The organism is Oerskovia sp. 140933, assembly GCF_059651515.1.
Genome location: NZ_JAMXIO010000009.1, coordinates 51,290 through 63,587, shown reverse-complemented (window position 1 = coordinate 63,587; position 12,298 = coordinate 51,290). Strand labels below are relative to the sequence as shown.

Below are 12,298 nucleotides of genomic sequence, written 5' to 3'. Positions count from 1 at the left end.
ACGTCTCGACGTCAGTGATCGGTGAGCGGGAGGAAGTGGGGCGAGCACGTGCCCAGACAGCACGTCAACGGTGGTTTCGACGGCACGACCGGTCGCAGCGACCACGGTGGGAGACGGACGCACGTCATCCAGCTGCTGCGCGACTCCAGGGCGCCGGTGTCCGTCCAGGACATCGCCCAGGAGGTCGGCATCCACCAGAACACCGCGCGGTTCCACCTCGAGGCGCTCGTCGACGCCGGGCTGGCCGAGCGCACCCAGCAGGCCAGGACGACACCGGGTCGGCCCAAGGTGCTCTACCGGGGCACGCTGCCCAACCAGACGCACGAGCGCGCGCAGGCGTACCGGCTCCTGGCCGAGGCCCTGACGACCGCGGTCGCCGCCAACGTGCCGGAGGCCGCGACGGTCACGTACTCGGTGGGCCGCAGCTGGGGCAGGAGCCTCACGGAGACTCCCGACCCGGGCGAGGCGTACAGCGAGGACGAGGTCTCGGCCCGGCTCGTGTCCAAGCTCGACGCGCTGTGGTTCGCGCCCACCCCACGGGGTGAGCCGTCCGCGCACGTCTCCGCGCCCGGCAAGGGCATGGACGCGCTCGTGCTCAACAACTGTCCGTTCGTGGCGACCGCCCGCAGCACCCCGCAGGTCGTGTGCTCGCTGCACGCGGGGTTCATCAACGGCACCCTGGCCGAGCTCGGCTCGGAGCTGCGCGCGACGGCCCTCGTGCCGCACTTCGGCGAGCACCACTGCGTCGCACGGCTCGAGACGGTGACGCCGGGGCGCCACGACGAGACCGTCCCGATCCCGATCCTCGTGACCGGGGGTGCAGGGGGTCCCGGCGCCGCCGGGCCTGCTGCCGCGAGGCCCGCGCCCGACGCCTGCTGAGCGTCGGGCCGCGGGTCCGCGGGGGTGCGCTGCGGGGGGTCGCACGGTCAGCTCTTGGCCTCGGCGCCGGGGCGTGCGTAGAAGTGCCAGGCGATGCCCGCGCACAGCAGGGCGTAGGCGATGATCCCGCCGAACACCGCCGTCCTCGGCAGGTAGTTGAACAGCATGGAGAACAGGAACGGTCCGAACGCCGCGATCGCGGCCGTCCAGCCGATCACGCCGCCTGCCTGGCGGGCCGGGAAGATCATGGGCATCTGCTTGAACGTCGCGGCGTTGCCGACCCCGCAGAAGAAGAAGATCAGGACCATCCCGGTCATGAAGATCGGGAGGCTCGGCGTCTGGCCGTCCGCGACCGTGACCTGGCCGAACAGGACGAGCCCGGCCGAGGCCGCGACGCCGATCCCGGACACCACGGTCCACACGCCGCCGCCGAAGCGGTCGCAGAGCGGCCCCCAGCACATGCGGGCGAGCGAGCCGACGAGCGCACCGAGGAAGACCCACGTCAGGTACTCGGGGCCGAACTGCTGCTTGAGGAGCATGCCGAACGTGCCGGCGAGCCCGGAGAAGATCCCGAAGGTCAGGACGTACTCCATGGTCATGAGCCAGGTGTGCTTGTTCTGGAAGATGTCGAACTGCTGCTTGAGGTTGGCCTTGACGGGCACCGACTTGAGCAGGGTCCACGCGAGCACGACGCCGACGACCGCGAACGGGATGAAGATGAGTCCGGGGTTCTGCAGCCACACCTGGCGCGGCTCGGCGTTCTGCGGGTGCGCGAGCTGTCCGGCGAGGCCGAACATCCCGAACCCGATGGCCCACGGCACGACGAACTGGACGACCGAGACGCCGAAGTTCCCGATCCCGGCCTGCAGGCCCAGCGCCGTGCCCTGCTTGCTCTTGGGGAAGAAGTACGACGTCGAGGGCATGTAGCCCGAGAACACGCCACCACCGAGCCCGGCGGCGAGGGCGAGCGCGACGAGCAGCGCGTAGGAGGGCTGCGTCGGGAGCATCACGACCCAGGTCCACCCGACGAACGGGATGATCATGAGGAGCGCGGACAGCGTCAGCATCTTGCGGGTGCCGAGCATGGGCGGGAGCATCATCCAGACGATGCGCAGCAGACCGCCCGTCAGGCCGGGCATGGCGAGCAGCCAGTAGGACTGGCTCTCGCTCAGGTCCCATCCGGTGACCGTGCCGAGCGTGGGGATGAGGGCCCCGGGCAGGTACCAGATGATGAACGCGAGCATGAGGTTGAACGTCGTGACCCAGAGCGTGCTCCAGGCGACCTTCGAGTCCCAGCGCTGGGGGTCGTTGGGGTCCCAGTCGATCAGGTCGCGGCGCGCGTCGGTGCTCACCTGGTGTGCTGGTCTGGGGGCTACGTCGGCTGTGACCACCGGGTGTCTCCGTCCGAGAGGTGGGGGGTTGGGGCACCCACAACATATGGACGAGATCACTCGTGCGTACCGGGACCTAGGTCCCGCCGGAGCGCCCTTGGTCCCGAACCGGGACACCGGCCCTCGAGGGGCTCTGACCTGCTCCTTTGCGGGCCCGGGGAGTTGTTTCGGATCAACTCGGGCGTGCTCGTCCGCCGTGGCCCGGTGGCGCCCGACGGCGGGCCGTCCGAGGCGTGCGGGCGGCGGCGGGAGCGGCGGGTTTCGCCCGAAGAACGGGTCGATGGTGGTGCGCGGCGCGTCGGTCCCTGGACTTTGTGCTTTTCGTCACAATCGACGTCGTCCGAGGTCAGGAGGCGGGCGCGGCGCCCGCGCGGGTACCGCTTGCCCGACGGCGCCGCTCACGTCAGGCGGTGCGCTCGCCGTCGCCGAGCGAGGTCCCGAGGCCCCGGCAGGTCATGGAGTCTGGTGTCGACGTGCCGGTCGTGTGAGCGCGCAGCTAGACGTACGGGAGCACTCCACCGGGACATGCCGACACGGTGTACCCCACCGCTCCACCCTCCGTCACGATCGGCTCGCCCCCGGCGAGCGGGACTCCGATGAAGTAGACCCAGCACATGAGGTCCCCGATCCCCTGCGGATCCCGGGCCGCGTAGTCCAGCTCGCTGCCCCAGACGTGGCAGAACGCGGCCTTCTGCTCCTGGAGGTAGTGGTCGACGCATCCGAGACCCACCTCCTGGAGCACCTGGACATCCGTCGACTCAGCGACCACCGCGACATTCGCCTGGCCGCCCTTGGCTTCCTTGTCGACCGCCACGGAACGCACCATCGACTCGTCGAAGGTCATCGGCTCCGGCTCGGGTTCGACCGGGGCAGGATCCTCTTCTGGAGCCGCTTCCTCGGGGGTGGGGGCGGGTGGGAGGTCAGCCCCGTCGGGCATGGGGCCGGCTGCCTCGCCCGGCGACTCTCCCGCCGACGACGACGCCGGTCCAGGCACGTCGCCAGCCTCCGTCGAAGCGCACCCTCCCAGGACGAGGAGGGACAGAACAACGAGGGAAACCACCCGGGGAGTCGTCACGGTGCCATCCTGGCCTAACCGCGGCACTCGAGGCCAGGCCCAGGATCTCAGGCCAGTGTCGCCCAGAACACCACCGCGGCGCTCGCCGCGACGTTGAGCGAGTCCACTCCCCCGGCCATCGGGATCTTCACGACGTGGTCGACGGCCGCCAGCGTCGAGCGTTGGAGCCCGTGCCCCTCGGTCCCGAACACGAACGCCGACCTCTCGTCCCCCCGTGCGACGTACTCGTCGAGCGTCAGCGAGTCGTCCGACAGCGCGAGCGCCGCGACCGTGAACCCGTGCTCGCGCAGCTCCTCGACGCCGCCCGGCCACGACTCGAGCCGCGTCCACGGCACCTGGAACACCGTCCCCATCGAGACGCGGACGCTGCGCCGGTACAGCGGGTCCGAGCACCGCGGCGACACCAGCACGGCGTCCACGCCCAGGCCCGCCGCGCCCCGGAAGATCGCGCCCACGTTGGTGTGGTCGACGATGTCCTCGAGCACGGCCACACGCCGCGCCCCCTGCCCGTCGCGGGCTGTGGTGAGCAGCTCGTGCACGCTCGGCAGGACCGGGCGGTGCATCGCGGACAGTGCGCCGCGGTGCAGGTTGAACCCGGTGATCGACTCCAGGACGGCGGGTTCGGCGACGTACACGGGCACGGGCTCGCCCGTGCCGCCGGGCCCGTCGTCCAGCCCGACGGCGGAGATCGCCTCCTCGAGGCCGGGGAGCCACTTCTCGGCCATGAGGAACGACCGCGGCCGGTGCCCGGCACGGAGCGCACGGTGGATCACCGTGGTGCTCTCAGCGATGTACATGCCCTTCTCCGGCTCGTTCTTCGAGCGGAGCTCGACGTCCGTGAGGTTGGTGTAGTCGGCGAGGCGCGGGTCGGCCGGGTCGGTCACGTGGATGATCTGCACGCTCAGATTCTCCCGCACCCACGGCGGGGGTCCCCAGCGGGCCCCTGCCCGCCCCGGTGCCGAGCACGAGGTTGCGGTCGTTCTGACGGCATTCGCGACCTCAACCTCGTGGTCGAGCGCGCGGAACCTCGTGCTCGGCGGCCGGGCGCCCCACAGCAGCGACGAGCCCGCCCGGTTCGCGCTGCCCGGTCGGTACCGTCGGGCGGAACACCACGCGCCTCTGCACCTGATAGCTCGTCGCGAACAGCAGCACCTCGGTCAGGACCTTGGCCGGCAGCAGCGCGAGACCCAGCCCGGTCAGCCCCCAGAGCATCCCGTACCCCGCGACCAGCAGCCCGACCGCGAGCGCCGCGTACCGCAGCGCGGCCCGCCGCCCCGTGCCGGGCGCACCCCCGCGCCCCGGGTCTGCCGCCGCACCGGCGCCGGCGCCCGCTCCGAACACCCGCCGGTTCACCAGGAAGTTCACGGCCCCGCTGACCCCGCGCGCACCGACCACGGACACGAGCAGCGACCCCGTGACGGCGTCGAGCACCAGCAGCGCCGCGGTGTCGATCCCGAACGCGAGGAGCGACGACAGCGAGAACGCGAGCAGCGGCGCGTAGATGCGGGCCGAGTCGGCGAGCGGACGGAAGTGCGAGGAGGCGTTGCCGTCGAGGTAGATCGTCTCGATCCGGACCTCGACCACGGGTCGCCCTTCGCGCGCCGCGGTCAGCAGCACGTTGAGCTCGTACTCGTACCGGTCGCCGCGCACGGCGAGCAGCCATCCGATCATCGAGGCGGGGTAGCCGCGCAGGCCGGTCTGGGTGTCGTGGACCCGCAGCCCGGTCGCGGCCCGGAACAGCCACCGGGTGACGCTGTTCCCCAGCCGGCTGCGCACGGGAACGTCCCCGACGAACGCCCGCGCTCCGAGGACCACGGCCGCGTCACGCTCGGACACCCGCTCCCCGACCCGCAGGACGTCGGCGACGGCGTGCTGCCCGTCGGCGTCGGCGCACACCACGTCCTGCCCGGGCCAGCGCCGCGCGACCTCGGCGAACCCCCGCCGCAGCGCCGCGCCCTTGCCGCGGTTGTCCGGGAACCCGACGACGACCGCTCCGAGGCGGGCGACGTCGTCGAACACCGGGCGGAACGCCGGCCCGCTGCCGTCGTCGACGACGACGATCCCCCGCACCTCGCCCGTGGCACGCAGCCCGGAGACGAGCCGCACGAGCGCCCGGTCCGGCTCGTAGGCCGGGATCAGCACGATCATGCCCGCTCACTCCCCGACGTAGAGGATGTCGGAGGTGCCGCGCTCCTTGCCGCGACCCAGGGGGTCGTTGACGAGCTCGCCGTCGTAGTACATGGTCGACGACCCGCCGCCGTCGAGGTTGTACGCGGTCGTCGCGCCGAGGTCCTGCATGATCTCGGCGAGCTCGGTCATGGTCATGCCGCGGCTGTACCCGGCGCTGCGTCCGTCGACCACGACGAAGACGAGGTGGTTCTCGCCGATCACCCCCACGGCGGTGCGGGGCTGCTCGCCCTGGATCGAGTGGTTGCCGACGTTGGTGTCGACCTCGACCTCGTCGATCCCGTCGATCACGTCGCCGTCCTCGAGCAGGGCGGGACCGAACGACACCGTGTTCCACACGCCCGCGTCGACGAGCTCCTGGGCGGTCGTGGCGGTCTCGTCGTAGACCTCGACGGTCCCGTCGCGGTAGAACGCGAGACCGTCCCGGGCGCCCTCGTCGCGGTAGACGACGCCGTTGCGGATCACGATCCCCGTGGACCGGAACCCGTAGTAGTCGCCGTTGATCGCGAAGAGGGCGTCGTTGTCGGCCGCGATGTCGGAGGTCTTCTCGGTGATGTTCTCCCCGAACGCGTTCTGGGCGAACGCCGAGCGCAGGTCGGTCGCGTCCCCCAGGACGACGTCCGCGACGTAGTACGTCACGGTGTCGTCGCCCGTGCCCTCGACGACCTGGCGCACGCTCACGCTCGTCCCGTCGGAGGACGCGCTCGTCCCGGCGTCCGTGGTGCCCGACGACGTCCCCTCCGTCCCGGATCCGCTCGCCGACACCTGGCTCGCCTCGTAGGCGGCGACGTCGGCGATCTCGACGTGCTCGACCACGAAGCGGTCCAGGGCCCACGCGGCGACCCCGCCGAGCGCGAGGGTCAGCGTGAGACCGCCCGCGACGAGCGCACGGTGCGGGCGTCTGCGGCGGGCCGCCACGGGTGGAGCCGCTCCCGCCGAGCGGTCGGGGACGGTCCCGGCGTCAGGGACGGCCGCGTCGTCGTGACCGAGCGCCTCGGCGGGCGACGGGTCGTCCGAGCGGGTGGGCAGGCTTCCTGTCTGCTGGTCGTCTCGTGTCATGCCCCCAGGTCTACGCAGCGCGCGTGTGCCCGGCACAGGTGCTGCCTGAGGGTGTCCTGTGAGGTGCGTCCTGACAGGTGCGCGTGATCGCCGTCACGAGGACACGCTCCCGGCGGACCTGCGAGTGAGACGTCGCTCACTCTTGCGCCCCTCGACGGTAAATGCATACTTTCCGCACGGTTCCTGCGTGATTTCATGGATGCATGAAGAAGCAGATGATGGCACTCGCTGCCGTGGGCGCGATCGCGCTCCTGAGCGCGTGCGGCACCGAGACGACGACCGACAGCGGCTCCTCCACCGACGAGACCCCTGCGGGCGCGACCAACATGCAGGTGTGCGAGAAGTACTTCGAGCCGAGCGACCTGCCGTCGGTCGCCGAGCGCGTCTCGGAGGAGCTCGAGTACGACATGGAGGCGCTCACGGACGACCAGTCGAACGCGATGCGCAGCACGAACATCCAGCTCGAGGCGATCCTGCGCCTCGCCGGGCCCGAGGACACCAACCTCGTCATCAGCAAGATCAAGACGCCGTTCCAGATGGCTGACGACATCGTCGCCGGGACCGGCACCTCGATCGACACGACCGGCGCTGCCGAGGCCGTGGCCGAGCTCGAGGCGATCTGCGAGACCGCGGGCTACACCGCTTCCTGATCAGCAGTTCCATCATCCAGCACTGAACTCGTCCCCATCCCGGACGAAGCCCCGAGAGCCGGTACCGCCCAGAAGGCGGGACCGGCTCTCGTCGTCCTGGGGTGTCGGGCGGGCCTGCTCAGGGCCGGCCCGCCCGCGTGCTCAGCGCGTCATCTCCCCCTCGGCGATCTCCTCGACCGCGGCCGCGGCGAACTGGCTCTCGTAGAGCCGTGCGTACGCGCCGCCCTTCTCGATGAGCACCTCGTGGTTGCCCATCTCCACGATCGCGCCGTCCTCCATGACGAGGATGACGTCGGCGTCGCGGATGGTCGACAGGCGGTGCGCGATCACGAACGAGGTCCGCCCGGCGCGCAGGGCGTTCATGGCCTGCTGCACGAGCACCTCGGTGCGGGTGTCGACCGAGCTGGTCGCCTCGTCGAGGATGAGGATCGCCGGGTCGGCGAGGAACGCGCGCGCGATCGTCAGGAGCTGCTTCTCCCCCGCGCTCACGCCCGAGCCCTCGTCGTCGATCACGGTCGCGTAGCCGTCGGGCAGCGTGCGCACGAACGGGTCCACGTGAGTGGCCCGCGTGGCCTCGAGGAACTGCTCCTCGGTGACCTCGACGCCGTCGGGCACGCCGTAGCGCAGGTTCTCCTCGATGGTGCCCTTGAAGAGCCAGGTGTCCTGCAGGACCATGCCGATGTTGGACCGCAGACCGTCGCGCGTCATGGTCCGGGTGTCGACGCCGTCGAGCGTGATGCGCCCGCCGTCGACCTCGTAGAACCGCATGATGAGGTTGACGAGGGTCGTCTTGCCCGCGCCCGTGGGGCCGACGATCGCGACGGTCTGGCCGGGCTCGGCGACGATCGACAGGTCGTCGATGAGGGGGCGGTCGGGCACGTACCGGAACGAGACGTCCTCGAACGTGACCCGGCCCTGCACGTTGGTGAGCACGGCCGCGGGCGACGGGTCCGGGGACTGCTCCTCGGCGTCGAGCAGCTCGAACACGCGCTCCGCGGAGGCGACGCCCGACTGCAGGAGGTTCATCATCGAGGCGATCTGCGTGATGGGCTGGGTGAACTGGCGCGAGTACTGGATGAACGCCTGGACGTCACCGAGCGAGAGCGTGCCGGACGCGACGCGCAGGCCACCGACGACGGCGACGATCACGTAGTTGAGGTTCGCAACGAAGCCCATCGCGGGCTGGATGATCCCGGAGATGAACTGCGCCTTGAAGCTCGCCTCGTAGAGCTCGGCGTTCTCGTCCGTGAACGTGTCGACGGCCGTCTGCTGGTGGCCGTAGACCTTGACGAGCGCGTGGCCCGTGTACATCTCCTCGACGTGCGCGTTGAGGCGCCCGGTCGCGGCCCACTGCTTGATGAACTGCGGCTGCGAGCGCTTGGCGATCATGGCCGTGACGAGCACCGACAGGGGCACGGTCACGAGCGCGATGACGGCGAGCAGGGGCGAGATCCAGAACATCATGGCGAGCACGCCGACCACGGTCAGGACCGAGGTCACGAGCTGCGACAGCGTCTGCTGGAGCGTCTGGGCGACGTTGTCGATGTCGTTGGTGACGCGGCTGAGCACCTCGCCCTTCTTCTGCCGGTCGAAGTAGGACAGGGGCAGGCGTCCGAGCTTGGCCTCGACCTCGGCGCGCAGCCGGCGCACGGTGCGCTGGACCACGGACGTGGTCACGCGTCCCTGGATCCACCCGAACAGGAAGGAACCGACGTAGATCGCGAGGACCCACAGCAGGATCACGCGCAGGGCCGTGAAGTCGATGCCCTGGCCGGGCACGACGTCCATGGCTGCGAGCATGTCGGCCTGCGTGCCCTGTCCGTCGGCGCGCAGGGCCGCGACGGCCTGCTCCTTGCTGACGCCAGCCGGCATCTGGGAGCCGATCACGCCCTCGAAGATGACGTTGGTGCCGTTGCCGAGGAGCTTGGGTCCCAGCACGGCGAGCGTCACGGACAGGATCGACAGGACCGTGATGACGGCGACGGCCAGGCGCTCGACGCGCAGGTAGCCCGCGAACCGCTTGAGCGAGCCGGTGAAGTCCATGGCCTTCTCGGTGGGCATGCCCATGCCGCCCATGGGGCCGTGGCCGCCGCCCTGGGGGCGGCCCTTGAGCCGCGTCGCGGACAGGTCGGGCTTGTCGCCCGTGCCGTGCGTCTCGGGTGCGTCCGTCACGGGCGCCCCGGCGCCCGACGGCGTCACGTGCGTCTCGGCGTTCTTGTCGCCCGGGTTGTCGCTCGGGCGGGGGGTCTGGGTGCTCATGCTGCCTCCTGCGCCGAGAGCTGCGAGTACACGATCTCCTGGTACGTCTCGCACGTCTCCAGGAGCTCGTCGTGGGTGCCGGTGCCGACGATGCGGCCGTGGTCGAGCACGACGATCTGCTCGGCGTGCCGGATGGTCGCGACGCGCTGGGCGACCAGGAGGACCGTGGCCTCGCGGGTGCGGGGCGCGAGGGCGAGCCGCAGGGCGGCGTCGGTCGCGTAGTCGAGGGCCGAGAACGAGTCGTCGAACAGGTAGACGCTGGGCTTGCGGACGATCGCGCGGGCGATCGCGAGCCGTTGGCGCTGACCGCCCGAGAAGTTGGTGCCGCCCTGGGACACGGGGGCGTCGAGCTGCCCGTCGAGCTGTTCGACGAACTCGCGCGCCTGCGCGACCTCGAGCGCCTCCCACACCTCCTCGTCGGTCGCGTCCTCCTTGCCGTAGCGGACGTTGTCCCCGACGGTGCCGGAGAACAGGTAGGCCTTCTGCGGCACGTAGCCGATCATCGACCACAGGTCCTGGAGCGCGACGTCACGGACGTCGGTGCCGTCGATCCTCACCGAGCCGGCCGTCGCGTCGAACAGCCGCGGCACGAGCTGGAGCAGGGTCGTCTTGCCGGATCCCGTGGACCCGATGATCGCGGTCGTGCCGCCGGGGCGGGCCGTGAACGTGAGGTCGTGGAGCACGGGGTCCTCGGCACCGGGGTACCGGAAGTCGACGTCCTCGAACGTGATGACCCCGGTGCGGTCGGCGCGCGGTGCGAGGTGCACGGGCGACGCGGCCTCGACGACGGTGGTCTCGGTGTCGAGGACCTCGCCGATGCGCTCGGCCGAGACCGCGGCACGCGGGACCATCATGAAGATCATGGTCGACATCATCACGGCCATGAGGATGTACATGATGTAGCTGAGGAACGCGGTCAGCGCCCCGATCTGCATGCCGTTCTCGACGCGGTAGGCGCCGAACCACAGGACCGCGACGCTGGTCGCGTTCATGACGAGCATGACGGTCGGGAACATGAGCGCCATGAGCTTGCCGACACGCAGCGACGTGTCGTAGAGCCGGTCGTTGGCGACCGCGAACCGCTCCTCCTCGCGACGCTCGCGCACGAACGCGCGGATGACGCGGATGCCGGAGATCTGCTCGCGCAGCACGCCGTTGATCGCGTCGATCCGCTTCTGCATCTTGCGGAAGTAGGGGACCATGCGGGAGACGATCAGCCCGACCACGACGCCCAGGACGGGGACGACGACGAGCAGGAGCCCCGAGAGCTCGACGTCCTCCTGGAGCGCCATGATGACGCCGCCGACGAGCATGATGGGCGCCATGACCATGATGGTGAAGGCCATGAGGACGACCATCTGGACCTGCTGGACGTCGTTCGTGGTGCGGGTGATGAGCGAGGGGGCTCCGAGCACGCCCATCTCCTGGGCGGAGAAGGACTGGACCCGGGTGAAGAGCCCGTTGCGCACGTCGCGCCCGAACGACATGGCGACCTTGGCGCCGAAGTACACCGCGACGATCGCGCAGATCACCTGCCCGAGGCTGATGACGAGCATGACGCCGCCCGTGCGCATGATGTAGGCGGTGTCGCCCTGCGTGACGCCCTGGTCGATGATGTCGGCGTTGAGGCTGGGCAGGTAGAGGGTCGCGATGGTCTGCACGAGCTGGAGCACGAGCAGGATCAGGATGGGCGTCCGGTAGGGACGCAGGTACGTCCTCAGTAGACGAAGAAGCATGTGGGGTCCTGTCAGGGGTGGGGGCGAGAGGAGGACGGGGATCTCGACGGTGCCCGACGGCGGCGCGCACGTCGAGCGGATTCGGGGACCTCGCCGACCGGTCCAGCATGCGTCGCCGGGGCGACGACCGCGAGGGCGGGGCGACGGGGTCAGGCGAGCGACGCCGTCGGGACGGGGCGGGGCGGCGGACCGGTGCCCTGGCACGGGTCGTCCAGGACGCCGTGCAGGAAGACGTCGACGATCTGGGTCGGGTCGAGCGGCCCCTGCGTGATGAGCGGGCTCGCGTGCCCGTGCACGAGGAAGAAGAACACGCTCGCGGCGACGCGCGGCTCGGTGCGCAGCTCCCCGGCGTGCAGGTCGATGCGGGCCTCGATCGCGGAGACGATGTCCTGGACGGCGGACATCCGGGCGTCGTGGTGGGATCCGGGGCCGTGCTCGCCGTGGCGCCCACGGGCGTCGCCGCCCGAGCCTGTCGGCCCCAGGCCGCCCGGGTGGCCCCGCAGGGCCCCGGCGCCGGGCCGGTCCCCCATGACCTGGTGGGCGACCTGCACGATCCTCGCGGTCGCGCGCTGGCTGTCCTGGATGACCTCGGCCAGCGCCACGAGGGTCGCCTCGAGCGAGTCGTGGGCGGGGAGCTCGTGGATCGACCGGACGAGCGGCGCGGGGTCGAGGGCCGCGACCAGGGCCGCATGGATCAGCTCGTCCTTGTCCTCGAACGCGCGGAACAGGGTGCCCTCGGCGACGTTCGCGGCCTGCGCGATCTGCCGCGTGGTGACGGCCGCGCCGTAGCGCGCGAGCAGGGGGACGGTCGCGGTGGCGATCGCCGCGCGACGGTCGTCGCGGCTCATGGGTCGGGCTCTGCCCGAGGAGGTGGTCACCCGCCGACCATAAGTGAGTGAGCACTCACTCGTCAAGGTTGCCTGGCGCAACCGACGCCCTCGTCGGAGGCGCCCGACCCGAGGGTGGCCAGGCGACCAGCGCCGTCACCCGACCCCGCTCGGGGTTCGGCACCGTGGCGACCGGGCGGACGCCGGAGGGGCGCCGCTCACGCGACGCCCCTCC

The 12,298-nt window shown here is 70.9% G+C and carries 10 protein-coding genes; 2 read left to right on the top strand and 8 right to left on the bottom strand.

Annotated features, from left to right (window positions below; all coding sequences use genetic code 11):
• The first annotated feature begins 48 nt into the window (after positions 1-48).
• Positions 49-879, top strand: coding sequence for a helix-turn-helix transcriptional regulator (locus tag NHG27_RS07040; RefSeq protein WP_193720584.1), 831 nt, complete (start codon positions 49-51; stop codon positions 877-879).
• Between the two features lie 47 nt (positions 880-926).
• Here NHG27_RS07040 and NHG27_RS07035 read toward each other — a convergent pair whose 3' ends face one another.
• The 5 genes from NHG27_RS07035 to NHG27_RS07015 form a co-directional block, all read right to left on the bottom strand.
• A complete protein-coding gene (locus NHG27_RS07035; RefSeq protein ID WP_497015424.1) occupies positions 927-2,231 on the bottom strand; it encodes an MFS transporter in 1,305 nt (434 codons plus the stop codon).
• A 535-nt stretch (positions 2,232-2,766) separates the two neighbouring features.
• On the bottom strand, positions 2,767-3,345 hold the full coding sequence (locus NHG27_RS07030) for a hypothetical protein (protein WP_193720586.1): 579 nt from the start codon (positions 3,343-3,345) through the stop codon (positions 2,767-2,769).
• Between the two features lie 47 nt (positions 3,346-3,392).
• Positions 3,393-4,250: a TrmH family RNA methyltransferase gene (locus NHG27_RS07025; protein WP_497015489.1), complete on the bottom strand. Its 858-nt coding sequence runs from the start codon at positions 4,248-4,250 to the stop codon at positions 3,393-3,395.
• 94 nt (positions 4,251-4,344) lie between these two features.
• On the bottom strand, positions 4,345-5,493 hold the full coding sequence (locus tag NHG27_RS07020; RefSeq protein WP_193720588.1) for a glycosyltransferase family 2 protein: 1,149 nt from the start codon (positions 5,491-5,493) through the stop codon (positions 4,345-4,347).
• Positions 5,494-5,499: 6 nt separating this feature from the next.
• Entirely contained in the window at positions 5,500-6,591 is a 1,092-nt protein-coding gene (locus NHG27_RS07015; RefSeq protein WP_497015423.1) for a phosphodiester glycosidase family protein, read from the bottom strand.
• Positions 6,592-6,794: 203 nt separating this feature from the next.
• Here NHG27_RS07015 and NHG27_RS07010 point away from each other — a divergent pair, with 203 nt between their 5' ends.
• Positions 6,795-7,241: a hypothetical protein gene (locus tag NHG27_RS07010; protein WP_497015421.1), complete on the top strand. Its 447-nt coding sequence runs from the start codon at positions 6,795-6,797 to the stop codon at positions 7,239-7,241.
• A gap of 141 nt (positions 7,242-7,382) precedes the next feature.
• On the opposite strand, the gene NHG27_RS07005 is transcribed toward NHG27_RS07010, so the two are convergent.
• The 3 genes from NHG27_RS07005 to NHG27_RS06995 all read right to left on the bottom strand — a co-directional run bounded on the left by NHG27_RS07005 (position 7,383) and on the right by NHG27_RS06995 (position 12,084).
• The gene (locus NHG27_RS07005) at positions 7,383-9,500 is read right to left on the bottom strand and encodes an ABC transporter ATP-binding protein (protein ID WP_407671924.1); all 2,118 of its coding nucleotides are present in this window, start codon (positions 9,498-9,500) and stop codon (positions 7,383-7,385) included.
• Positions 9,497-11,236: an ABC transporter ATP-binding protein gene (locus NHG27_RS07000; RefSeq protein ID WP_193720591.1), complete on the bottom strand. Its 1,740-nt coding sequence runs from the start codon at positions 11,234-11,236 to the stop codon at positions 9,497-9,499. The genes NHG27_RS07005 and NHG27_RS07000 overlap by 4 nt, the downstream gene beginning before the upstream one ends.
• A 149-nt stretch (positions 11,237-11,385) precedes the next feature.
• Positions 11,386-12,084 (bottom strand): TetR/AcrR family transcriptional regulator, encoded by a 699-nt coding sequence (locus NHG27_RS06995; protein WP_193720592.1) that lies wholly within the window; start codon positions 12,082-12,084, stop codon positions 11,386-11,388.
• Positions 12,085-12,298 lie beyond the last annotated feature (214 nt).

Excerpts from the sequence above, each read along its gene's own strand:
- NHG27_RS07020 (WP_193720588.1), bottom strand. The coding sequence starts at position 5,493 with ATGATCGTGCTGATCCCGGCCTACGAGCCGGACCGGGCGCTCGTGCGG.
- NHG27_RS07015 (WP_497015423.1), bottom strand. The coding sequence starts at position 6,591 with ATGACACGAGACGACCAGCAGACAGGAAGCCTGCCCACCCGCTCGGAC.
- NHG27_RS07010 (WP_497015421.1), top strand. The coding sequence starts at position 6,795 with ATGAAGAAGCAGATGATGGCACTCGCTGCCGTGGGCGCGATCGCGCTC.
- NHG27_RS07005 (WP_407671924.1), bottom strand. The coding sequence starts at position 9,500 with ATGAGCACCCAGACCCCCCGCCCGAGCGACAACCCGGGCGACAAGAAC.
- NHG27_RS07000 (WP_193720591.1), bottom strand. The coding sequence starts at position 11,236 with ATGCTTCTTCGTCTACTGAGGACGTACCTGCGTCCCTACCGGACGCCC.
- NHG27_RS06995 (WP_193720592.1), bottom strand. The coding sequence starts at position 12,084 with ATGAGCCGCGACGACCGTCGCGCGGCGATCGCCACCGCGACCGTCCCC.